Origin of the sequence: Pseudomonas sp. 5P_3.1_Bac2, assembly GCF_025465995.1 — a bacterium.
Classification (GTDB): domain Bacteria; phylum Pseudomonadota; class Gammaproteobacteria; order Pseudomonadales; family Pseudomonadaceae; genus Aquipseudomonas.
Genome location: NZ_JANLNY010000023.1, coordinates 463,916 through 486,875, shown reverse-complemented (window position 1 = coordinate 486,875; position 22,960 = coordinate 463,916). Strand labels below are relative to the sequence as shown.

Annotated in this window: 22 protein-coding genes, 1 pseudogene and 1 riboswitch; of the genes and pseudogenes, 3 read left to right on the top strand and 20 right to left on the bottom strand. The window is 60.7% G+C overall.

Annotation, left to right across the window (positions count from 1 at the left end):
- Positions 1-44: 44 nt before the first annotated feature.
- From NTD81_RS15305 to NTD81_RS15295, 3 genes are all read right to left on the bottom strand, one after another.
- Positions 45-1,409, bottom strand: coding sequence for a GTPase/DUF3482 domain-containing protein (locus tag NTD81_RS15305; protein WP_262183477.1), 1,365 nt, complete (start codon positions 1,407-1,409; stop codon positions 45-47).
- On the bottom strand, positions 1,402-2,799 hold the full coding sequence (locus NTD81_RS15300) for a DUF2868 domain-containing protein (protein ID WP_262183476.1): 1,398 nt from the start codon (positions 2,797-2,799) through the stop codon (positions 1,402-1,404). Before NTD81_RS15300 ends, NTD81_RS15305 begins: the two co-directional genes overlap by 8 nt.
- Positions 2,800-2,923: 124 nt before the next feature.
- Positions 2,924-4,033 (bottom strand): glycerophosphodiester phosphodiesterase, encoded by a 1,110-nt coding sequence (locus tag NTD81_RS15295; RefSeq protein WP_262183475.1) that lies wholly within the window; start codon positions 4,031-4,033, stop codon positions 2,924-2,926.
- 130 nt (positions 4,034-4,163) lie between these two features.
- Here NTD81_RS15295 and NTD81_RS15290 point away from each other — a divergent pair, with 130 nt between their 5' ends.
- Positions 4,164-4,688, top strand: coding sequence for a dihydrofolate reductase (locus NTD81_RS15290; RefSeq protein WP_262183474.1), 525 nt, complete (start codon positions 4,164-4,166; stop codon positions 4,686-4,688).
- A gap of 42 nt (positions 4,689-4,730) precedes the next feature.
- On the opposite strand, the gene NTD81_RS15285 is transcribed toward NTD81_RS15290, so the two are convergent.
- From NTD81_RS15285 to NTD81_RS15230, 12 genes are all read right to left on the bottom strand, one after another.
- Positions 4,731-6,107, bottom strand: coding sequence for a nucleobase:cation symporter-2 family protein (locus NTD81_RS15285; RefSeq protein WP_262183473.1), 1,377 nt, complete (start codon positions 6,105-6,107; stop codon positions 4,731-4,733).
- Between the two features lie 152 nt (positions 6,108-6,259).
- The gene (locus NTD81_RS15280; RefSeq protein ID WP_262183472.1) at positions 6,260-6,706 is read right to left on the bottom strand and encodes a GNAT family acetyltransferase; all 447 of its coding nucleotides are present in this window, start codon (positions 6,704-6,706) and stop codon (positions 6,260-6,262) included.
- A 150-nt stretch (positions 6,707-6,856) separates the two neighbouring features.
- A complete protein-coding gene (locus NTD81_RS15275) occupies positions 6,857-7,411 on the bottom strand; it encodes a GNAT family N-acetyltransferase (protein ID WP_262183471.1) in 555 nt (184 codons plus the stop codon).
- Between the two features lie 453 nt (positions 7,412-7,864).
- The gene (locus tag NTD81_RS15270) at positions 7,865-8,449 is read right to left on the bottom strand and encodes a cysteine hydrolase family protein (protein ID WP_262183470.1); all 585 of its coding nucleotides are present in this window, start codon (positions 8,447-8,449) and stop codon (positions 7,865-7,867) included.
- Positions 8,450-8,573: 124 nt separating this feature from the next.
- A complete protein-coding gene (locus NTD81_RS15265) occupies positions 8,574-9,365 on the bottom strand; it encodes a glucose 1-dehydrogenase (RefSeq protein ID WP_262183469.1) in 792 nt (263 codons plus the stop codon).
- Positions 9,366-9,477: 112 nt separating this feature from the next.
- Positions 9,478-10,008, bottom strand: coding sequence for a D-alanyl-D-alanine carboxypeptidase family protein (locus NTD81_RS15260; RefSeq protein WP_262183468.1), 531 nt, complete (start codon positions 10,006-10,008; stop codon positions 9,478-9,480).
- Between the two features lie 99 nt (positions 10,009-10,107).
- Positions 10,108-11,097 (bottom strand): alpha/beta fold hydrolase, encoded by a 990-nt coding sequence (locus NTD81_RS15255; protein WP_410017166.1) that lies wholly within the window; start codon positions 11,095-11,097, stop codon positions 10,108-10,110.
- Positions 11,098-11,377: 280 nt separating this feature from the next.
- Positions 11,378-12,358, bottom strand: a complete 981-nt coding sequence (locus NTD81_RS15250; RefSeq protein ID WP_262183466.1) for an MBL fold metallo-hydrolase — start codon at positions 12,356-12,358, stop codon at positions 11,378-11,380.
- A 181-nt stretch (positions 12,359-12,539) separates the two neighbouring features.
- The gene (locus NTD81_RS15245) at positions 12,540-12,899 is read right to left on the bottom strand and encodes a hypothetical protein (RefSeq protein WP_262183465.1); all 360 of its coding nucleotides are present in this window, start codon (positions 12,897-12,899) and stop codon (positions 12,540-12,542) included.
- Positions 12,900-12,959: 60 nt separating this feature from the next.
- Positions 12,960-13,370, bottom strand: a complete 411-nt coding sequence (locus NTD81_RS15240; protein ID WP_262183464.1) for a roadblock/LC7 domain-containing protein — start codon at positions 13,368-13,370, stop codon at positions 12,960-12,962.
- The gene (locus tag NTD81_RS15235) at positions 13,367-13,903 is read right to left on the bottom strand and encodes a GTP-binding protein (protein ID WP_262183463.1); all 537 of its coding nucleotides are present in this window, start codon (positions 13,901-13,903) and stop codon (positions 13,367-13,369) included. The genes NTD81_RS15240 and NTD81_RS15235 overlap by 4 nt, the downstream gene beginning before the upstream one ends.
- Positions 13,904-13,915: 12 nt before the next feature.
- The gene (locus NTD81_RS15230) at positions 13,916-14,548 is read right to left on the bottom strand and encodes a hypothetical protein (protein ID WP_262183462.1); all 633 of its coding nucleotides are present in this window, start codon (positions 14,546-14,548) and stop codon (positions 13,916-13,918) included.
- Positions 14,549-14,684: 136 nt separating this feature from the next.
- Positions 14,685-14,770: riboswitch (cyclic di-GMP riboswitch) on the bottom strand.
- 307 nt (positions 14,771-15,077) lie between these two features.
- On the opposite strand from NTD81_RS15230, the pseudogene NTD81_RS15225 reads away from it, so the two are divergent.
- Both NTD81_RS15225 and NTD81_RS15220 read left to right on the top strand, forming a co-directional pair.
- A pseudogene (locus NTD81_RS15225) lies at positions 15,078-15,347 on the top strand (haloacid dehalogenase-like hydrolase); the annotation flags it as partial.
- A 352-nt stretch (positions 15,348-15,699) separates the two neighbouring features.
- Positions 15,700-16,614 carry an alpha/beta hydrolase gene (locus tag NTD81_RS15220; protein WP_262183461.1) on the top strand — a complete coding sequence of 305 codons (915 nt, stop codon included), beginning with the start codon at positions 15,700-15,702 and terminating at the stop codon, positions 16,612-16,614.
- A gap of 86 nt (positions 16,615-16,700) precedes the next feature.
- Here NTD81_RS15220 and ilvD read toward each other — a convergent pair whose 3' ends face one another.
- The 5 genes from ilvD to NTD81_RS15195 all read right to left on the bottom strand — a co-directional run bounded on the left by ilvD (position 16,701) and on the right by NTD81_RS15195 (position 22,954).
- The gene (gene ilvD / locus NTD81_RS15215; protein ID WP_262183460.1) at positions 16,701-18,539 is read right to left on the bottom strand and encodes a dihydroxy-acid dehydratase; all 1,839 of its coding nucleotides are present in this window, start codon (positions 18,537-18,539) and stop codon (positions 16,701-16,703) included.
- Positions 18,540-18,797: 258 nt separating this feature from the next.
- The gene (locus NTD81_RS15210) at positions 18,798-19,493 is read right to left on the bottom strand and encodes an MgtC/SapB family protein (RefSeq protein WP_262183459.1); all 696 of its coding nucleotides are present in this window, start codon (positions 19,491-19,493) and stop codon (positions 18,798-18,800) included.
- Positions 19,494-19,724: 231 nt separating this feature from the next.
- Complete coding sequence (locus NTD81_RS15205) at positions 19,725-20,582, bottom strand: ABC transporter permease (RefSeq protein ID WP_262183458.1); 858 nt, start codon at positions 20,580-20,582, stop codon at positions 19,725-19,727.
- 3 nt (positions 20,583-20,585) lie between these two features.
- A complete protein-coding gene (locus tag NTD81_RS15200; RefSeq protein ID WP_262183457.1) occupies positions 20,586-21,818 on the bottom strand; it encodes an ABC transporter permease in 1,233 nt (410 codons plus the stop codon).
- Between the two features lie 62 nt (positions 21,819-21,880).
- The gene (locus NTD81_RS15195) at positions 21,881-22,954 is read right to left on the bottom strand and encodes an ABC transporter substrate-binding protein (protein ID WP_262183456.1); all 1,074 of its coding nucleotides are present in this window, start codon (positions 22,952-22,954) and stop codon (positions 21,881-21,883) included.
- Positions 22,955-22,960 lie beyond the last annotated feature (6 nt).

Below are 22,960 nucleotides of genomic sequence, written 5' to 3'. Positions count from 1 at the left end.
CCCAGAGGATCCACAACAGCGCTTCTCCCCTAAATATTTCACGTTTACAGCGTTTGGCTGAGCAGCTGAATTTGCTGCTGGCGTTCGCTGTGCTGCAACTGCGCATTGGGATTAAGGCTCGACCACTCCGGATGGGCGCGGGCTTTGCCGAGGGCGGGGGGCAGTTTGCCGGTTTGCCAGCTGCTGTCTTGCGGGTTGTTCAGTTGAATCGCCTCCAGCGCGGCATGGCCACGGCCTTGCAGGGCTTGCAGCAGTTGCTGCTGACGCACGGCGAGCAGGCGCAGCACGGCGTCGTCGACGGTCAGCTCGCGTTGGCCTTGCAGCTTGCCTTTAAGCCGCGCGCCGTAGCTGCGCAGGGTTTGCGCGCCGCCGCCCAAGAGCGCGCCCACGGCGGCCGCGGCGCCTAAGGTCAGGCCGCCGACCAGCAGATCAACCCCGGCGCCGGCCGCGGCACCGGCGGCAATCCCACCACCGAGTTTGATCCCCAGTTGTTTGAGGGTCTCGGGGTTAAACAGATCGTCGCCCCAACGGCCGTCGAGCAGAGGCAGTTCGCCGGCCTTGGCATCTTCACGGCGAAAGGCATACAGGCGCAGCAGTCCTTCGACGCATTGCTGCTCGCGCTGGCGCACGCTGCTGTGCAGCGCTTCGATGGCCTGCGGCACCTGATTGCCTTCGTTGGCCACGCTGCGTCTACAGGCGGCGACATCGACCAGCAGCTCGGCGATCAGGCGTTTGCCGCTATTCAGGCGCAACTGGCGTTGCTCGGCTTGATCATCGAGCAGCAGTTGCAGTTGCGGGCGGGCTTTTTCCAGCAGCAGGGCCAGGCTTTCATACAGACGCTGCTCGGCGTCCAGTGGCGGCGCCACGCTGTCGAATTCGATCAGGGCATGCAGGCCTAAGCGTGCCAGGGCTTCGCGCCACTCTTGCTGACGCGCTTGCTGGCCGCTGACAAAGTTCAGCACCGGCAGCAGCGGGCGGCCGCACATGGCCAGGGTCGCCAGTTCGTCGCGGTACTTGGCCAGCACCGGCTCGCGGGCGTCGATCACATACAGGCCGGCATCGCTGGCCAGCAGTTGGCGCAACACCTTGGCTTCTTGTTCAAAGCGCTGGCGGGCTTCGCTGCCGGCTAAAAAACGCTCCAGCCGCGCCGGGCCGTCGAGACGCTCGCCAGGGCGATCCAGTTGTTCTAAGTAGTCGAGCAGGGCGATGGCGTCTTCCAAGCCGGGCGTGTCGTACAGCTCCAGTAAGGCCTGGCCCGCCACCGATAGCCGGGCGCCCTCGACATGGCGGGTGGTGCTGGGTCGATGGGAGACTTCGCCGAAGCCGACATCGCGGGTCAGGGTGCGCAGCAACGAGGTTTTACCCACGTTGGTATGGCCGACTACGGCCAGTTGCAGGGCTTTAGTCATGGCCGCTCTCCAGCCAGGTGAAGGGCGCGCTGCTGCTGTGGATCAGTTGCAGTTGCTCCAGGGCCTGGTGCCAGTCGCTCAGGCGTTGGCTGTCGAGGGCTTCACCGGGCGGTGCTTGCAGCAGCCAGACGCGGGTGCTGCTGGCGCTGCGTGAGAGTTCGGCGATCAGCGCTAAGCTTCCGCGATCCGGGGAGCGCCGTGGGTCGCAGGCAATCAGCAGGCGCTCGGCGGGGAAGCGGCTGAGCTGGTCGAGCAACTGCCGGCGCTGTTCGCGGCTGTCGATTACCCCGGCATCGCTGATGCCCTTGGGCAGTTGCGGCGGCCAACTGCGTGCCGGGTCCAGCTCAATCGCCACCAGCAAGGCCCCTTGGCTGCTGGCCAAGGTTTGCCCGGCGCTGCTCTGATGCAGGGTGCCGGGGGCGGCATCGCACACGCCCAAACGTTCGCTGCTGGGTTGCAGGCGTTCGCGCAGCAGTTGGTAGCCGGGTAGGCTGAGGTCGAGTTGCAGCTGCTTTACCCCTCTGCGCCAACGCCAGGCGCAGTACAGGGCCAACAGCAGGCGTGGAATCAGACCATAGACCAGCAGCACGCCTACCAGCCAGCTGGCCCAGTGCAGGCGCGCGTTTTCATCGGTCAGCGCGCTGCTGCCACTGGCGCGGATTAAGTCGGCATCCGGCAGGCTAAAACCCAGCAGCGCCGGCAGGTGGCCGAGGCTTTGGGTGAGGGCGACAAAGCTGTCGCTGCCCCACAGGGTGCTTTCCCAGACAAAGCCGTAGCGCCGGGTCGAGAGCATGATCAGCAGGGTGATCAGCGCGCACAGCAGCGTCACCAGCCAGAAGCTATGCACCAGCACGGCCAGTCCCCAGCGGGTCAAGCGCTGGCGGCCCAACAGCAGCAACAGGGCTGGCGCCAGTTGTGCGGCCTGGGCGTCGCGCGCCAGTTTGCCGCTAAGCCACAGCCATAAGCGGCCCAACGCGCCGCCGCTGTCGCGGGCCAGCAGCAAGCTGAATAACCAGCCGAGCAGCAACAGGGCGTTGACCCCGAGCAGGCTGCCCAAGGCCCAGAACACATTGACCGGTTGCTGACCGTTGCCCAGCGCCGCCACGGCGAGGCCGCTGCCGCTGACAATCGCCAGCAGCAAGAGCAGCCAGCCGGCCAGACGCGCGCCTTGTAGCCAATGTTGCAGGGCCTTGGCCTGACCATCGCGCTCGGCCAAGAGCACGGCACGTTGGCTGATCAACTCACTGAGTTCGCCGCTTGGTGTCTGGGCTTGGGCACGGCGATTGGCCTCGCTGTCGTCGAGCAGGCCGGCTTGTTCTTCACGCAGGCGTATGGCTTCGCTCAGCCACAGGCGATGCAGGGGATGGGAAGTAGGTCGGGGTTCAGTCACGCGACGTCTCTGCAGTTAGGCTGGGGTCAGCATAACCGCAGAGCTTTGTGGATGCGAAGCCAGCTCGTCTAAGTGCCTTATTACTTAAGTGCCCGAGCCTGAGCAGGGGCGCACTAAGGACGGCTTATGGCTGCTGGCGCAGCTTGAGGGCGATATCGGCCTGGTCGATAAACAGGCCATCGATGCCGGTGGCCAAAAAGCGCTTCAGCTCTGCGTTGATATCGCCGCGCTCGGCGGGTTCATTGCTGCTGCGCAGGTCGCTAGGCAGGAAGTTGTTTTCCGCGCGGAAGGTGTAAGGGTGCACCTTCAGCCCCGCCGCGTGGGCATCGGCGACCAAGCGGGTGGGCTGTGTCAGGTTGCCGTTGGCATCGCGCGGGATGATTTGGTTTTTGTCCGGGCCGATGCCAGCGGCGTAGCGGGCGATGGCTTTAAGCCCGGCCGGGGTGCTCATCTGGGCGAAGGTCAGGCGGCTGCCGGCCAGCGTTTGGTCATAGGGTTGGCCTTCGCCGGACATCAGCTGAATCAGCCGAATCGACGTGCGCTGGCTGAGGGCTTTGAGGTTGTCCACCTCGAAGGACTGGATATACACCGGCGCTTTGCGGCTGTCGTAGCCGTTTTTGCGCAGGATGCTCAGCAGGCGACCTTCCAGCGGTAAGCCAATGCTCTGGAAGTGGCTGGGGTGCTTGGTTTCGATATACAGGCCGATTTGGCGTTGTTCGCTGTTTTGCAGGGCTTTCACCAAGTCGATGATTTCCTGCAGGGTGGCGATTTTAAAGGCGCCGTCCAAGCGCGCATTGCCGGGGCGAATCGCCGGGATGCGCTCGATGGCACGCAGGGTTTTCAGCTCGGCGAGAGTGAAGTCTTCGGTAAACCAGCCATCGAGCGTCACGCCATCGATGTTTTGGCTGCGCCGGCGATTGGCGAACTCCGGATGCTGCGCCACATCGGTGGTCAGGCCCAGCTCGTTGTCGTGGCGGGCCAGCAGCACGCCGTCCTTGCTCGACACCACATCCGGCTCGATATAGTCGGCGCCTTGCAGGATGGCCAGAGAGTAAGCGGCCAGGGTGTGCTCGGGGACATAACCGCTGGCGCCGCGGTGGGCGATGATCAGTGGTTTGGGCTCGCTGGGCTGGCCGTGATGGCCAGAGTTGGGGCTCGCGGCGCAAGCCAAGAGGGGGAAGCTCAAGCCGCCGATCAGCAGGCTGTGGATAAGTTTGTCCATCAACTTAGGCATAAAATGCACTCCATGCGGGTAAGGGTTGCTAGCCTCAACAGGCAAGGTTACAGGCGCGTGACAACCAGCGTTAACCGCCAGTGTGCGCAGCTCGGCGCTTTTGCCAATCGCTCAGTCGCTGCCCTCTGCTATGCTGCGCGCCATGAATACCAAGCTCCCACTCTGCCTGATTGCTGCCCTCGCGCAAAACCGCGTGATTGGCCGCGATAACCAGTTGCCCTGGCACCTGCCAGCGGATCTTAAACACTTCAAAGCTCTGACCCTCGGCAAGCCGATCATCATGGGCCGCAAAACTTGGGACTCCCTTGGCCGCCCGCTGCCGGGCCGGCTCAATCTGGTGGTCAGCCGCCAGGCGGGTTTGCAGCTCGAGGGCGCGGAAGTTTTTGTCAGCCTAGCTGATGCGCTCGTGCGCGCCGAAGCCTGGGCCCGCGAAACCGGCGCCACTGAGCTGATGCTGATTGGCGGCGCGCAGTTGTATGAGTTGGCCTTGGCCCAGGCCGATCGCCTGTACCTGACCCGTGTCGAGCTAAGCCCTGAGGGCGATGCCTGGTTCCCTGAAGTGGACGCCAGCCAGTGGCAGCGCAGCAGCGTCGAAGCCCTGCCGGCGACGCAAGAGACTCCGGCTTACGCCTTCGAGACTTGGGACAAAATCTAAACCTCTCGGCGCGCTGCTTAATGGCCGCGCGCCGCGGCTGGCTTATTCAGCGTTCTGACTAGCCGGGCTTTGCGGCAAAAACCAGTTCATCAGCAGGGCGCAAATGCCGCCCGTCGCCACTCCCGATTCCAGTACGTTGCGCACCGAAGCCGGCAGGTGGGCGAGGAATTCCGGCACCTGGGAAAAGCCCAGACCCAAGGCCAGCGACACCGAGATAATCAGCAAGGCGCGGCGATCCAATTGCACCCCGGCGAGGATATTGATCCCGGCAGCGGCTACCGCGCCAAACATCACCAGCGCAGCGCCACCCAGCACCGGCTCCGGCACGGCTTGCAGCGCTCCGGCGACGCTGGGAAACAGGCCGAGAATCACCAGCAGAGCGGCAATCCACAGGCCGACATGGCGGCTGGCAATGCCGGTGAGCTGGATGATGCCGTTGTTCTGCGCAAACACCGAGCTGGGGAAGGTGTTAAACAGCCCGGCCAGCAGCGAGTTCACCCCGTTGACCAGCACGCCGCCTTTGATCCGCTGCATCCACTGCGGGCCTTCCACGGCTTGGCGCGACAGCTTGCTGGTGGCGGTGATATCGCCGATGGCTTCCAGCGAGGTGACCAGATAAATCACCACCATGGGGATAAACAGACTCCAGGAGAATGCCAGGCCAAAGTGCAGCGGCATCGGCACCTGGAACAGCTCGGCGGCGTGCATGCCACTGAAATCCAAACGGCCCATATAGCCCGCCAGGGCATAGCCGATGGCCAGGGCGACAATGATCGCGCAGCTGCGCAACCACACCCACGGCAGGCGGTTGAGGACAATGATCGCCGCCAGCACTACGCCGGACAGCAGCAGGTTTTCGCCGTTGGCAAAGGTGCCGTTGGCCATGGCCGAGTAGCCGCCGCCCATGCTGATCAGCCCGACTTTAATCAGCGTCAGGCCAATCATCAGCACCACGATGCCAGTCACCAGCGGGCTGATCAGGTGCTTGATAAAGGGCAGAATGCGCGACACCGCGATCTCGATAAACGAGCCGGCGATGACCACGCCAAAGATCGCCGCCATCACCCCTTCCACCGGCGTGCCTTGCTTGACCAACAGCACGCCACCGGCAATCAGCGGGCCGACAAAGTTAAAGCTGGTGCCCTGCACAATCAGCAAGCCTGCGCCCAGCGGGCCAAAGCGTTTGCACTGCACGAACGTGGCGATACCGGAAATCACCAGCGACATCGACACGATGATATTGGTGTCCCGCGCCGACACGCCCAAGGCCTGGCAGATCAGCAAGCCTGGGGTGACGATCGGGACGATAATCGCCAATAAATGCTGTAACGCCGCCAATAACGCCGCTAATGGCCGGGGTTTGTCGTTAAGGCCATAGATAAGTTCATCGCGAGTTTCGGGGCTGGGGCTCGGGTTCATGGCAGGGCTTCGGTAAAAAAGCGGCAATTCTACCTGAGCTGCACGTAGACGGGCTGTCGCTGCTGGCGAATTGGCCGGCATATCCACTTAACGCGGTGGTTTCGGGCTGTCGCCTAATCGTCTTGCTTAGGTCTTTGGCTGAGTGGCTCTGCTTAAGTGCTCTTTGGCCCAGCCAAGTTGGCCGGGATGATTTTGCCCATGCTGATAATCGGCTCCACCTCATAGCCCAGTGCTTCATAAAAGGCGGCGGTGGCTTGGTTACTGCTTAGCACTTGCAGATTGATTTTGACGCAGCCCAACGCCGTTAGCGCTTGCTCGGCAACGGCCACGAGTTGCTGACCCAGGCCCTGACGCTGAAATGCCGGGTCCACCGCCACGGCGTAGAGCCAACCACGGTGACCGTCGTAACCGGCCATGGCCGTGGCAATCACCTGGCCCTGGGCCTCAGCGACAAAGAACAGGCCATCGGCGCAGGCCAGCTTGTTATCGATGCTTAGCTCGGGCTGGCGATGGGGCACGTTATAGCCCAACAGCTCGCGCCATAAGCGGATCACTTGGCTGCGGTCGGTGGTGTCGTGATAGGGGCGGATATGGGGCATGGTGAGTCTCAAACAAGCGCTGGTTTAGGGATGGCTCTGCTGGGCAGTCTGATGGTTAATTGCTGCAGTTTGCCAAATAGATCGACAGCATAGGCAGGCTCGGGCGACAGTGTTCCGCCCTGCCATAGCGCTGCTAAAACGTTGGTAAAACTACGGGCTGACCCGCGAATACACACGGGTGTTACGCAGCTTGCCGTGGTTGTCCAAGCGCTCGTTGCGCAAGGTGCCTTCCAGTTCAAAACCGGCGCGTTCGGCCACCCGCCAACTGGCGCTATTGCGCTCATCCATGGTGATTTCCACCCGGCTGGATTGCAGTACGTTTAGCGCATGTTCAGCCAGGGCTTGCACCGCCTCGGTGATTAGCCCTTGGCCGGCGTAACCGGTGCAGCGCCAATAGCCGATTTCAAACTGGCGCAGATCCCAGTTCGGCTTATGCAAGCCGCTGCTGCCGATTAACTGGCCGCTGTTCTTAAGAAACAACAAGGCCATCAGATCCTCATTCAGCAACCAGCGGCCATAGGCTTTGCGGCAGGTGGTTTCTGACGCTTCCAGACTAGGCTCAGGACTAACCCAAGGCAGCCAAGGTGCCAGTTCGGCAACCGACGCGCGCAGCGCCGCATTGAGTAACGCGCCGTCGCCAGGCTTGGCTGTGCGAATAATCAGGCGCTCGGTTTCCAGTTGTTCGGGGAGGCGGTTGCTCTGCATACGGTTCCTTCCGTGTAGAGATAAGTTGTGCCGGTTGGCGGCGGGTGTGTGCACATTCCTTGGCCATCAATAACCACCAGCGTGTCGCGCCTGCCATGAGCCACTGCGTGAGCCACTGTAGCCGTTGCGACAACCAGTTGGCCGGCCTGCACGCTGGGGTTTCACCCACGAGGATCAGCTTGAGCTATCCCGCGATCACCAGCAAGGTCTGCGGATAGTTGTGGCTTTCTGCAGGCGTGGCACTGCCTTGCATACGCAGTACTTTGAGCTTGGCCCCGGCCACTTAGGCCAGCACGGCAGGCTGCCAAATAGGCGACTTGGTAGCAGTTGCTGGGCGGTCGATAAGTGGCATAGGGAACTCTTTAGGCCAGAGCCAGAGAGTGGGTATGAGTGTGCGCTGCCGGCTAATCAGCCTCAGCCCATCAGGGCTAAGCACTTGCTGTTAAGCACCGCTCAACCCCGTAACCTGAGTAATTGCTCTGTGCTGAGCACGGTGGCGTATTCACCATCGAGGTTGGCCAGAGCCATGGCGTGCACATCTTCGGCACTGCGCAATAGGCCGTTGTAGTCCGTTTTGGCGAAGGCAAAGGTGGCATCGGCTGCCACATAGGTACTGAAACCCAGATTGCCGGCACTTCTGGCGCTGGCTTCCACCGAGTTATTGGTGCTGACGCCGACCAGCACGACGGCGCTTATGGATCTGACTCGTAGCCAGCGCTCCAGGCCTGACTGGATGAAAGCATCGGGTACGTTTTTTTCCACCACATGCTCGCTGTCCAGCGGTTGCAGTGCGTGCTGGAACTCGGCACCGGGCTGTCCAGGCCAGAAGACAGAGCCTGGGGTTCTGGACATATGCCGCACGTGCACGACAGGAGCACCCGCCTGGCGCCAGGCATTTAGGAGCAGGGCAATGTTGTGCTCGGCCTGCGGGTTATTGCGCGCACCCGCCGCCGGCTCGGCCATGCAGCGCTGCATATCGATCAGGATCAGTGCCGGTGGCTGGTCTTTGCTGGTGGAATACTGAGGTTGCTTGCTCATCAAGTCAGTCCTTTGCTTGATTCTATTACCGCATGGCGGCTGGTCAGTGTGATCGCGTCGGTTTTAGGTGCCCGACTAATCTGGCGTTTGGGCTCAGCACGCTCGGTATAGCCTGTCTTACGACTTAAGTGGGGGCGGCAGCGGAGCCTGCCAATAAGCCGCCATCAATGTTGATTTCGCTGCCCGTGATATAGCTGGCCTCGTCGCTGGCCAGCAGTACTGCGACCGCGGCCACTTCTTCCGGTAAGCCAAAACGCTGCAAGGGCGTGTCACGCACCAGCAGCGCCATAGTGCGTTCGCGCTCAGTTGCTGGGCCGAGCATCGGTTCCCACATGGGCGTCAGAATGGCGGCGGGATGGATCGAGTTACAGCGAACGTTAAGGCCTTGGGCGGCGCAATAAAGCGCTACGCTCTTGCTGTGATTACGCACTGCCGCCTTGCTCGATGCATAGGCCGCCGCAGCCGGGATGCCGACTAAGCCTGAGCGTGAAGAGATATTGATAATCGCGCCAGTGCCGCTGCTGCGCATGGCCTGAATCGCGTATTTGCAGCCCAGAAACACGCCATCCAAGTTGGTCGCATGCACCTGGCGCCAATCGTCTAGGCTGGCAAACTCGGGGTTGTGTACCGCGCCTTGTTCCAGGCCGGTGATGCCGGCGTTGTTCACCACAACGTCGAGCTGCCCGTGACTCTGCACAATGCCCTGGCTGACCTCGCGCCACTGCGCCTCATCGCGTACATCCAGATGCACATAACGGGCATTAGCGCCGAGGCGGTCGGCCATTTGCTGGCCTGCAACATCATCAATATCGCTTAGGTAAACCTGTGCTCCCTCGACAGCGAAGGCTTGGGCAATGGCTGCACCAATGCCGCGAGCGGCGCCGGTGATCAACGCGATTTTGCCGTTAAGACGCATGGTTCAAGTCCTTTGAGAGTCTGCGTTGCTGTGGCCTGTTATAGCCCATAGCGGCACTCGGCTGAGCGGATTTAAGCCTGTACCTGACGATCAGCCGGCTAAGTGGCCGTGATTAGATTGCGCGGTTCTGGTGGTAGCACCAATGCCAAGGTTCAAAGTCATAACCGGCCGCGTTGCCTTGGGGATAGGACAGGTAAAAGCCATAAGCCGCTGCATGGCTGCTGAGCCAGGTAAAGGCTGGTGTCTGGGCAAACGTAAGCTCCAGCGCGGCGCCGCCGGCTGTGCCGAGGTCGATGGCTCTGCCGGTGTGATGCTCGCTACAGCCGGGCAGGGCTGATACCGCTAAGACCTGCTCAATGCTTTGGCCTTGGCCGAGCTTGCGCCGAATGATCTGCGCTTGCCGCTCCACGCTGCGATAGGCCGAAAGCATAACCAGGCTAATACCCGCCGCGCTGGCCGCCCTGTGCATGGCGTGCCAGGCATTGGCTGCGGCTGGCGTGAGCCAATGCTGCCGGCCGTCAGCGTCCTGCGCTGCGCAAATAAGCTCGTGGGCTTCTTCGTATTCGATCCATACGCGCTCTGAATGCGGCGTTTCTACAACACCGAACTCCTGCATAAATAGCTGTAGGTGAGCAGAGCGCATGGGCTGACCTTGGGGTTCGCTAATTAAACAAGACCGCTGCAGTTGAGCCGCCGGTTGAAGTGTTCGGCGCCAAGCCCAAGAGCTAGGCGCCGTGATGCTTTAACGAGTCTTAAGCGCCGCAATCAACTGCTGGTGAAACTTCGCCGGGTCTTCCATTTGTGGCGCGTGGCCGAGGCCCGGGAATTCGATCAGACGGGCGCCGGGGATGCGTTTGGCGGTGGCTTTGCCCAGCTGGTCGTAGTGACCGATTTTGGCTTTGACCTCAGGCGGGGCGATATCGCTGCCGATGGCAGTGGTGTCGGCGTCGCCAATCATCAACAGCGTCGGCACCTTGAGGTTGGGCAGTTCGTAGTACACCGGCTGGGTGAAGATCATGTCGTAGATCAGCGCCGAGTTCCACGCCACCACTTTATGTCCTGGGCCTTTATTCAGGCCGGCGAGCATATCGACCCAGCGATCATATTCCGGCTTCCAGCGCCCAACGTAGTAAGTGCTTTGCTCGTATTTGCGCACGCTCTCGGCGCTCAGCTTGAGCTCGCGCTCATACCACTGATCGACACTGCGCCATGGCACGCCAAGGGCCTTCCAGTCTTCCAAACCAATGGGGTTGATCAACACCAGATGGCTGACCTGCTTGGGGTACATCAAGGCATAGCGCGCGGCCAGCATGCCGCCGGTGGAGTGGCCGATAATCTCCGCCTGGTCGATGCCGAGGCTGCTCAGCAGGGCGTGGGTGTTGTCGGCTAATTGCTGAAAGCTGTACTGATAATTGGCCGGTTTGCTCGATGTGCAAAAGCCGATTTGGTCCGCCGCAATCACCCGGTAGCCGGCGTCGCTGAGGGCTTTGATGCTGTCGTCCCAAGTGGCGGCGCAGAAGTTTTTACCATGCAGCAGCACTGCCGTTTTACCGTTGGCCTGGCTTGTGGGCGGCACATCCATATAGCCCATGCTCAGGTCCTGGCCCTGGGATGTCAGAGCGTAATGTTTAAGCGGGTAAGGGTAGCTAAAGCCCTGTAGCTCCTGACCATAGCCTTCTGCTGGGGCTGGGCTGGCGCTGGCCAGTAAGGGAAGTGTGGTACTGATGGCCAAAACCGCGCGGAATAATGTTCGCAAAATGACTCTCCACAAGTTGAATAAACACATCGTTGATGCCGTCGCTAAGGACTCGGCTGACGCTATGGAGTTCGTCCATACGCCTGTTTGAACAGACCAGTGGGGCCGCTCTGGCCACTTGCACCAACCTGCCTGCAAACGCTGTAAAGGCGCCTACCGCCATACTGCCGTGGGTCTATTCTGGTCGCGGTAAGGTGCTGTGGGCGCGTATAAAAAACCCGGCCTTAGCCGGGTGAGTGCAGACCACTTCGGTATGTTAGGGCAGCGGGGCAAATTCGGCAGGCACCCAGTTGTAGCCTTTGCCGTCTTTACCGATATGGCCAATGCCGGGGAAGGGCAGGTGAGCCCCGGCGACCCACCAGCTCTTGGCGCTCGCCTCTGCCAGCACGGCCTTACGGGTTTTGATGGCCTGGGCTTGGTCACTATCAAACTCGAAGGACACTTCGGGGTGCTGAAACTGCACGGCATGGGAATGGATGATATCGCCCCACAGCAGCAGGCTCTGCCCCTTGGACTCGATCAGGAAGGAGCTGTGTCCCGGCGTGTGTCCCGGTGTTGGCAGCACGCTTAGACCGGGCGCTAACTGCTCGCCGCCTTTAAAGGTGCGGAACTTACCGGCGGCTTTATACGGCGCGATGGCGTCCTGGGCCATTTGGTACAGGCCCTTGGCCCCAGCAGGCGCAGCGCTGGTGTTAGCGGCGCTGAGCCAGAAATCGGCATCGGCCTGAGCGGCCCACACCGTGGCTTTGCTGAACGCGGCCTGGGCGTCAGCCGAGCGGATGCCGCACATATGGTCGGGGTGCATATGGGTCAACAGCACCGTGTCCACTTCTTCAGGCTGGTAGCCGGCAGCCTTGAGATTGGCTTGCACATTGCCCAAGGTCGGGCCGAAGCACTGCGCCGCGCCAGCATCGACCAGCAGCAGGTGCTCAGGGGTTTGAATCAGGTAGGCGTTTACCGCAGTCTGAAAGCCCGGGTCGCTCTGCTGGAATTTACCGCTGAGTAGGCGTTCGATGGCTTTGTTGTCGAGGCCTTTGAGCTGCGTTGGTTTGAGCTGCACGTAACCGTCGTACAGTGCGGTGATGGTGATATCACCGAGGGCTTGGCGGTAGTAGCCAGGCGCCTGTGTGATAGGTGTGCTGGGCGCCGCTTGCGTGACTGCCGGCAAGACGCTGAGACCGAGCGATAGCGCGAGGGCTAATGGCTGAAAGGTCTTAGTTGAGTACAACTTACCCATGTTCTGATCCCCTAGAGTGCCCGCGATAGGTGGTCAGCATCTGCTCGATGCCGGACACTTAGCTTGGTCGGGGTAAGCCTTGGGCGTCAATCCGTGATTGTTGTTCAGGTTGCCGCGGCGCCGGGAAATCGATCCGTGCCGGGCACCCTTTATGCGCCCGGCAGCGGGCTGTTGCGCGGACTTACAGGCTGACCGCGCTTTCCACCTCTTGCAGCTTGCGCCGCGCCAGAGCCAGGTTGGACTTGGACTTATCCAGCACGTAATAGATAAAAATCCCTTCAGCCGCGGCCAACGGACGAATGATGTGGTACTGCTTGCCAAGGGTGATCAGGATGTCTTCGATCACATCGTTGAGGTTCAGCGACTTCATGGTTTTCAGCTTGGCTCGCACCACCTCAGTGTTGCCAGCCGCAGCCAGTTCCATATCCACGCCTGCCCCGGCTTCGCCCAGTAGCATGCCGCTGTTGGCATCGACCACCGCCGATGCCAGGGCACCGTCCAGTTGCAGCAGAGCGTTCAGCGATTCTTGTAGTGTTGCCATGGTTCATCTCCTTTGCGCGTTGTGTGAGGTGCCCCGTGGCTGCGCGGTGCCGGCGGGGCTTTAATTGACCTTGGCGACGCGGGCAACCGCGCGCTTGGCCAGATACAGGACTTGCCCGAGCACCTCATTACGAGCTGCCACTAAGTTGAGAATCATCGGATAGACGGGATGGGGAATATCGAGGATCAGCACATAGCCTTCGTCCGCCTCGACCACCACGTTTTGGTAGTGGCCGATGGCGCTTTCTTGGCCGACCATGGCGCCCAGCGCGGAGATCGAGCAGGCCATGGCCGCCAGCTTGGCCACCTCGACGCCAGCCTTGGCCTGCGCCGCCACTTCAAAGCCATCAGCCGTGGCAATCACCCCGGCGCTGAGGCCGCTTAAGGCCTGCATCAGCTCGTCGAGTTCGGCCTGGGCTTGTTGTTGGATGCGTTCAACCAATTCTGTGTTAACGCTGGTGAGTCGGTTCATAGCGGTGCCACCTGATGTTCGAGTTGCAGCAACAGAAGATCGAGCAAGCCCAGCACCTGGGCCTTATCGCGTACGTCGGCGCGGACCACCGGGCAAATCAGGCCATGTTCGGCCAGGCGTTTGCTGTATTGATCCAGGGCGCTGCTGGCACTCAGCGGCAGGCGTCCCACCGCGACCACGCAGCCCGTGCTGGCGATCAGCTCAGCAAAGTTGCTCAGGTAGATCGACAGGTCCGCCAATGGATCAGGCCGGCTGTGATCGAGCAGGATGACAATGCCCAGCGCGCCTTTGGCGAGGATCTGCCACATAAACGCAAACCGTTGCTGTCCCGGCGTGCCATACAGGCGCAGTTGTTCGCCGCCGGGTAGGGTCAGCTCGCCATAGTCGAGGCCCACGGTGGTGGTGTCTTTGTGCAGGCTGGGGTCGTTGTTCTGCACATCGGTGGTAACCGGCGGGATCTCGCTGATAGCGCTGATGGCGGTGGTTTTGCCGGCGCCCATGGTGCCGGTAAAGAGGATTTTGTATTCGCTCATAAATGCGTCTGCCTAGCGTGCCGTCAGGCCAAGGTGGGCCCGCAGGCGGGCGAAAAAGCCTGGCGGCGTGGGGGTGGTGGCGACTTTGCTGGCGCTGACCTGCTCAAGCAGCAAGCCGGCCTTGTACAGGTTGCGCAGCAGGCGCAGACAGTCTTCCAACTCCACGGCGCTGCGCGCACTGAGCTGCTCAAGGTTGCACGCGCGAGCACTAAGCAGCGTGGCTAAGCGCAGATTGGCGGGCGTTTGGCCAAGAATTTCCTGCGTCGGCCAACTGGCCAGCCGGTAACTGCACAGTGGATCAAAGGCGTGACTGCCGGGGCCCGCTTGGTTCAGCAGGCGGGCGATCTGTTCCAAGCGCTCGAACACCTCATTGGCGCGCAGTGGCCAGTGCACCGCCAGCTCGCTGCTGTCTGTGCGTTGCTGGGTGACCTTGAGAACCGCGCGGGCAGTGCAGGGCCTGCTGCCCTCGGCGATCCTGTCGCCACCCAGTACCAGCAGATCCGCCTCAGTGCCTTGCACGTGCTGCCACTGGCTCTGGGTGCGCCCGGCCAATAGGCCGACGATGGATTTGAATACCACTTCATCGCGCATCGGCAACTGGGCAAAGGCATAGGTAAATGGCTCTGGGGATTTCAGCCCGCGCATGGCAACGACTCCATGGGGGCCGCGCCAATCGCCATTGGCCAATGCTGAAACAGGTACCTATTCATCCGTTATCCCTTAACCGGGCGGCTGCCTAGGGTTTGCAAACGCTGCGCGCAGCGGCGCATATCACGCTGTTCTAGGCAACCCCGCTGTCGTTGCCCAAAGGCTGTAGATCGGTGGCTTTGCGAACCTGGCTTTCGCGCAGGTGTGCTTTTGTCGGCTTTGAGCCTAGCGGCTGGCCAAGGCGCGACCTACACACTTTGGTGGGGACTTAGTAGGGCCTGTGAACTTGATTCCAAAACCGGCAAGGCGCCATAAAATCCGGCCTTTTGTACTATTGGCGTCAACGTGTAGGAGGCGTAACTGGCGGTTTAGAGCGCTTGGGCGGCACCGGAAAAAGAATTAATAGGGGTTAGTTGAGGTAGGGGTAGGCGCTAAATTTAGCGACCAGTGGCAAGTGCTATTGGCCACTCGCGTGAACATCGTGGTGACTTGGGTGGCTCAGAGCACTAATGGTGCGCTGGGATAGGTTGCCACCGCGCGCAAACCAATCGCCGCCGACCACTATGACTCTGCAGCAATCCTCATCTATATCGATCAGTGGAAAAAAACGCTGTTGGTCGGTCCTCCCAGTAGTGACGGATATAGGCTGTTCCACGATGTCGACGTGGCCAAAGGCGGCAGTCATCTGTGGATCAACCGCAAAGACAAGTATATGAGCGCGCTCAACGGCATGATGGCCAAGCACGCAGCGGCCCAAGCCAAGGAAGGGTTGCCGGTGACGGCGGATAAAAACTAGCTGATCGTGATTCCGGAGCAGCTTCAGTCAGCTCCGAACTAAGAGCAAAGCGTATATGGGTTGCTGGAGTTTCATCGATGCCGGCAGCCCTGTACGCCGGTAAAAAGTTAGTTGTTAAGACACACTCTATATGAGTGGGTATTGACCCTTTGGATAAACCCATTGGCGTTAATAAGTGCTGCGTTTTTCATAGATTATTTAAGTGTTAAGGGCCTTGCATAAGTAAGTTAGATGGTGAGCTTTTAATAAATGGTATTGCCATGGATTTTTAGCGTGAACGAAGGTTGTCGGCTATTGTCCGACAGTTTGGCGGTGGGTCGCCCAATTGATCTTAATCACGGACGATAAAAGCATGAGTGTCACGAACCAAACCCTGATCAACTTTGCCCATGAAGCTCGCAGCAACTACAGAAATCTAATTCCCCTCGCTGGCCAACCTGATGCGCTATTTGCGGTTAAGAACATGACCCTCACAGGGCAAAATCCCGATCGCCAATTGCCCGCCCGTTTATATACCCCCAGCCAACAGCCGGAACAAACCAGTTATCCACTGGTGCTATTTCTGCACGGCGGCGGTTGGATCTCTGGCGACTTGGACACCCATGATGTGTTGGCCAGGGCTTTGGCCCTAGGGCTCAATGCGCAGGTGCTTGCCGTGCAATACCGTCTGGCACCAGAGTCCGATGGCTTCGCCCAGGTCGATGATGCCTTGCTGGGCTTAACGTGGTTGTTCGAGCAAGCCGACTCTTTGCAGGGTAATACGCGCCAGATCGTGGTGGTAGGAGACAGCGCAGGCGCGACCCTAGCGGCTAATTTGGCGAGTAGATTGGTCGAGGACAATAGTGCGATTAAATTAGCTGCGCAGTGGCTTATGTATCCGGCGGTTAATTTCGACTTTGCCACGCCATCTATGCGAACTTATGGCGAGAATAAATTCCCGGATAAAAGTTTTATCGCACTGGCGCGCCAGGCCTATTTGCCTGCTGATGTGGCAGAGAATGATCCCCGCTTAGTTCCTTATTTCTCCAACCATGCTCATGCAGTCCCCAGTATCGTTTCTCTGGCTGGCGAAGACCCGCTCAGCTCAGCAGCGCAGGAATATGCGCAGAAGCTAATCGACAATAATATCCAGTGTGAGTGCACGGTTTACCCGGGGCAGGCTCATGGCTTTATTCAATTTTATAAAGATAAAGCGGCGAACCCATTAGGTGAGAAGGCGCTGAGGGATGGCTTAGGCCTATTAAAGGCTTGGTTGAAAGGCCTTTAGGCTAATCGGGTTAGCAGAAGCGTTGATGTTAGGCCTATAAAAAACCCGGCTTAGGCCGGGTTTTTTATTAACTGTGCAGACAGCTTTTAGCCGTCCAGCAGCGCCTTATTACGCACGGCGCCTTTGTCGGCGCTGGTGGCCAGCAGGGCGTAGGCTTTGAGAGCAGTGGTGACTTTGCGTGGACGCTGCTCTACCGGCTTCCAGCCTTTTTGGTCTTGCAGGGTGCGGCGCGCGGCCAGTTCGTCATCGCTGACCAGCAGGTTGATGCTGCGGTTAGGGATGTCGATCAACACCTTGTCGCCGTCCTGCACCAGGCCAATCGCGCCGCCGGCAGCGGCTTCTGGCGAGGCGTGACCGATGGACAGGCCCGAGGTGCCGCCAGAGAAACGGCCATCGGTGAGTAGGGCGCAAGCTTTGCCCAAGCCTTTGGACTTCAGGTAAGAGGTCGGGTAGAGCATTTCCTGCATGCCCGGGCCGCCTTTCGGGCCTTCGTAGCGGATGATGACGATGTCGCCTGCCTTTACTTCGTCGGCGAGGATGCCGCGCACGGCGCTGTCTTGGCTTTCGAAGATCTTGGCGTTGCCTTCGAAGACATGAATCGACTCATCGACACCGGCGGTTTTGACCACACAGCCGTCCAGCGCGATATTGCCGTACAGCACGGCCAGGCCGCCTTCTTGCGAGTACGCGTGCTCGACACTGCGGATGCAGCCGTTTTCACGGTCGTCATCGAGGGTTTCCCAACGGGTCGACTGGCTGAACGCGGTCTGGGTCGGGATGCCGGCCGGGCCCGCCTTGAAGAAAGTGTGCACGGCCTCGTCGTTGGTTTGGGTGATATCCCATTTAGCGATGCCCTCGGCCAGGGTCTTGCTGTGCACGGTCGGCAGTTCGGTGTGGAGCAAGCCGCCACGGGCCAGGGCGCCGAGGATGGAGAAAATGCCACCGGCGCGGTGCACGTCTTCCATGTGGTATTTCTGGATGTTCGGCGCGACTTTGCACAGTTGCGGCACTTTACGTGACAGGCGATCGATGTCGCGCAAGTCGAAGTCGATTTCGGCTTCTTGGGCGGCGGCCAGCAGGTGCAGGATGGTGTTAGTCGAGCCGCCCATGGCGATGTCCAGCGTCATGGCGTTAGCGAACGCTTTGACGTTGGCGATATTGCGCGGCAGCACTGATTCGTCGTTGTCGCCGTAGTAACGCTGGCACAGTTCGACGATGGTGCGCCCGGCTTGCAGGAACAGTTGCTCGCGGTCGCTGTGGGTGGCCAGGGTGGAGCCGTTACCCGGCAGGGCCAAGCCCAGGGCTTCGACCAGGCAGTTCATCGAGTTGGCGGTGAACATGCCTGAGCAACTGCCGCACGTTGGGCAGGCGCTGCGCTCGTATTCGGCGACTTTTTCATCGCTGGCGCTGCTGTCAGCGGCGATCACCATAGCATCGACCAAGTCCAGACCGTGGCTGGCGAGCTTAGTTTTACCGGCTTCCATCGGCCCGCCGGAGACGAAGATCACTGGGATGTTCAGGCGCAGGGCGGCCATCAGCATGCCGGGGGTGATCTTGTCGCAGTTACTGATGCAGACGATGGCGTCGGCGCAGTGGGCGTTGACCATGTACTCCACGGAGTCGGCGATGATCTCGCGGCTTGGCAGCGAATAGAGCATGCCGTCGTGGCCCATGGCGATGCCGTCGTCCACGGCAATGGTGTTGAATTCTTTGGCCACACCACCGGCACGTTCGATCTCACGGGCGACCAGTTGGCCTAAGTCCTTCAGGTGCACGTGGCCGGGCACAAATTGGGTGAAGGAGTTGGCGATGGCAATGATCGGCTTCTTGAAATCTTCGTCCTTCATCCCGGTGGCGCGCCACAGAGCACGGGCGCCGGCCATATTGCGGCCTTGGGTGGAAGTCTTGGAACGATAATCGGGCATGGCGGTAATCCTGCTAAGGCTGTTCAGGTCTCGCGCTCAGGCGTTGGCGCGGTACAGGCACGGAGTTGGGGTGCTTATGTTGAGCCGGGTTCGGGCCTAAGGCAAACGCGTGTGGGCGTTGGCCGTGGGCTGGGCGGGGCGTGCGCAGGATGGGCGCGGGCACCGCCGGGCTGCAAGTGCGCCTGGGGTGTGGCAACAGAGGCTGATTCTAATCCTTCACGGCGCCTGCACGAAAGGCCGGCGCCGCTAAAGATGGCCTTACAGTTCGGTCTCCTGGATGCGCCAGCGCACGGATGTGACGCCTTGCTCTTGGGTCAGGCGCCCGACGCAGTTCTCTAATTGATGATCATTACGCTGATGGGCTTGCAGCAGGGCGTTGATCTTGGCCCGCTCGCCGTTGTCGGACTCTTTGCTGTCCAGACGTTGCAGGCGCATGCCCATGCGTTCCACCGCCTCGGTGATGCGGATGCGGATCAGCGCTTCCTGCTCGGGGTGACAGACCACGGTGATGGCGTATTGCTGCTCGTGCTCGCGATGGGCTTGCGGTTGGCGATTGATAAAACTCACCAACGGACGTAGGGCGACGTTGGCCAGCAGGATAAAACTGGCCACTATGGTCGCCGCCGGCAGATGCCCGGCCCCGGCCAGTACCCCCACCGCAGCGGCGCACCAGAGGGTGGCGGCGGTGTTCAGGCCGCTGATCTGCAAACCGTCGCGCATGATCACCCCAGCGCCCAAAAAGCCAATCCCGGACACCACCTGAGCGGCCACGCGGGTTGGGCTGTTATCGCCGTCGGTCAGGTCGGCGAACAGGGTAAAGCTGGCCGCGCCTAAGGCGACCAGGGCGTTGGTGCGCAGCACCGACAGGCGCTGGCGCCACTGGCGTTCGATGCCAATCATGGCGCCCAGCAACAGAGCAACTAAGAGATTAGGGGCGTAGCTCAACTCGTCCATGGTGCACGTTCTCCGGGGGAAACGGGCCGACAGTTAAAAACAGTCTGGCTGATATTTCGTAGGGCACAGCAAAAACCCATGCGACCGACACGACGGTGATGGGGCACGGGTTTTAGTGGCGGGCAGTTTGTTATGGATGGCGCGGTCTAGTCCGGGCTTTGCAGGCCATCATAGGCCGCCGCGCAGGCGGGGGACAAGGCTGGCACCCTGGCCAGCCTCAAGCTGAACAACTTACTCGCTGATCTGTGCGCTGCGCATGCGCTCGGAACGTCGACGCAGCAACTCAAGGGTGATCAGCAGAATGATCGACATCAGAATCAGCAAGGTCGCCACCGCCAGAATGCTCGGGTTGATCTGCTCGCGCAGGCCGGAAAACATCTGGCGCGGAATGGTGCGCTGCTCGGGGCCGGCCATAAACAGGATCACCACCACCTCATCGAACGAGGTGATAAAGGCGAACAGCGCGCCGGAAATCACCCCCGGGCGGATCAGCGGCAGGATCACATCAAAGAACACCTGCATCGGGCGCGCGCCCAAGCTTTGCGCCGCGCGCACCAGGCTGTAATCGAAACCAGCCAGGGTGGCGGTGACGGTGATGATCACAAAGGGTGTGCCCAACACGGCGTGGGCGACAATGACCCCGAGCAAGTTGCCGGACAGGCCGAAGTCCGAGAAGAAGATAAACATTCCCGCCGCGGTGATGATTACCGGCACGATCATCGGCGACAGCAACAGCGCGGTGATCAGCCGCCGCGCCGGCATCTCATCACGGGCCAGCCCCACTGCCGCGCAGGTGCCCAGCACCGTGGCAATCAGGGTGGCGCTGATGCCGATGATGAAGCTGTTCTTGATCGACAGCAGCCAGGCTTCATCCTCAAACACCTGGCGATACCAGCGCAGCGAATAAGCGCCGGGCTCGAAGGTGAGCATGCCTTGGGTGAAGCTGAAGAACGGCTCGTGGTTAAACGACAGCGGCACGATCACCAGGATCGGCAAAATCAGAAACAGCAGCACCAGCCACGAGCAGCCGCGCAGCAGCCAGGCGCCTAGGCGGTGGGACCAGCTGTAATACAGCGTTGAATGAGCCATGGCTTACCCCAGCTTGATATTGCTGGTGCCGACAAAGCGGTCGTACACCCAGTACAGAAGCAGAATCAGCGCGAGCAGCAGCGAGCCCAAGGCCGCGGCCAGCTCCCAGTTGTTCGAGCGCTGCATGTGGAAGGCGATGATGTTGCTGATCATCTGGCCATCGGTGCCGCCGACCAGCGCCGGGGTGATGTAGTAACCAATGGAGATGATAAACACCAACAGCGCGCCGGCACTCAGGCCCGGCAAGGTCATCGGCAGGTAGATACGGGCAAACGCCGGCAGCGGCTTGGCGCCCATCGACAGCGCGGCGCGGGTGTAGCTGGGGTCGATGCTGCGCATCACGCTGTACAGCGGCAAGACCATAAATGGCAGCAGGATATGGGTCATGGCCAGAATGGTGGCGAACGAGGTGTAGAGCATCTCCACCGGCTGTTCGATAAGGCCGGTGCTGAGCAGCAGGCTGTTGATCACACCATTGGTTTGCAGCAGCGCAATCCACGCCGTGGTGCGCACCAGCAAAGATGTCCAGAACGGCAGCAGCACCAGCACCATCAACAGGTTGGCGCGGTTGCTCGGCAAGTGCGACAGGTAATAGGCCAGCGGATAACCAATCAGGGTGCACAGCGCGGTGATCACCAGCGCCATGTACAGGGTCTTGCCATACAGCTTGAGGTAGATCTGCGTGCTGCGGCTTTCGATCTCGCCCTCGTGGCTCATCTGCAGGTCGAGGGCGGTCAGGTAGTTGTCGTAGGTGTAGGGCTTGCCTGCGCGCTCGATGGCGCGCCAGAGGTTTTCATCGCTCCAGTTGCGATGACTGGCCAAGAGCGCCTGGGCGCCTTGGGCCGCTAAATCTTGGGCGGCCATACGGCCAATTTGCCGCGCACTGGCTTTGACGACGCTGGACATGCCGCTGTAGCTGCGGTTGATCTCTTCAGCGAGTTTGCCGGACTGGCGCCGTTGGTTGAGGTCGTGTAGCTCACGGGCAAAGGTCGTCAACACCGGCGTTGGCGGCGTGCCTTGGCCATCCCATTCGGCGAGTTGTTCCAGGGTGTGCGGGATCAACTGGGTCAGGGTCGGGTGATAGACGCTGCGCCAGAGCATGCTGGCAATCGGCGCGACAAAGGTCAGCAGCACGAACAGCAGTAACGGCACCACCAGCGCCAGGGCTATCCAGCGTTTGCGGTTGTGGCTCTGGGCGGCTTGGCGGGCTTCAGCGGGGCTTAGGGTGGCAGACAAAACAGCACTCCAGCGGACTCATTGACACGCGAGGGCGCATGGCCCCCGCGCTACGGCTTGGCTTACTTCTGCAGCAGCCACTCGTTGAACTTCTCGCTCAGGCTCTCGCCATAGTCAGCCCAGAACGCCGAGTTGGCTTTGATGCCTTCGTCCAGGTGCGCAGTCGGCAGGTTGGCGACCACGTCAGCGGCCAGCAGTGGCGCCGAGGATTTACGGGTCGGGCCGTAAGCCACATCGGCCATGCCGGCCAGCGGTTTGGACTCGGTGCTATAGCTGACAAACTTCATGGCCAGGTCTTTTTTCGGCGTGCCTTTCATCACTGACCACACATCGAGGTCGAACAGGTGGCCGTCCCAGACGATGACGAAGGGTTTGTTCTCGCGGCGGATCGCATCGTAGAAGCGGCCGTTAGCCGATTGCACGATCACCGCGCCACCGTCGTTGAGCAGTTGCGGCGCTTGCGACCAGGAGTCGAACCAGACGATGTCTTTCTTGATGGTGTCCAGTTTGGCAAAGGCGCGCGCCTGGCCTTCTTCGGTGGCCAGCACTTCGTAGACTTTGTCTTTAGCCACGCCGTCGGCCATCAGCGCCCATTCCAAGGCCACTTGCGGACGCTTCTGGAAGGCGCGTTTGCCAGGGATTTTTTTCAGGTCAAAAACATCCGCTACGCTCTGTGGCACCGCGCCGCCGATGGTGTTTTTGTTGTAGGCATAGACCACGCTGAACACGTCAGTGGCCACCGCGCACTCGCTGGCAATGGCGTCGGGGAAGAAGTCTTCAGCGGCTGGTTTACCGTCGATACCGGCCGGCAGTTTGCTGTGGTCGATCACTTCGAGCAGACCCTCGGAGCAGGCGCGCTCCAGGTCGATGGCTTCGATGCTGACCACGTCCCAGGTGATGCGGCCGGACTCAACCTGCGCCTTCATCTCGGCGATGCCGCCGGAGTAGCTGTCCATCAACACCTTGGTGCCGGTGTCTTTAATAAACGGATCAACCATGTGAGTTTTATGCGCCGCGCCATAGGCACCGCCGAACGACACCACCGTCAAACTTTCCTCAGCCATGGCCCCGGCGCAGATTGCGCTGAGGGCGGTGGCGAGGGCTAAGCGGGAGAAACCTTGGGTCAATGCTGCCATCTCGAT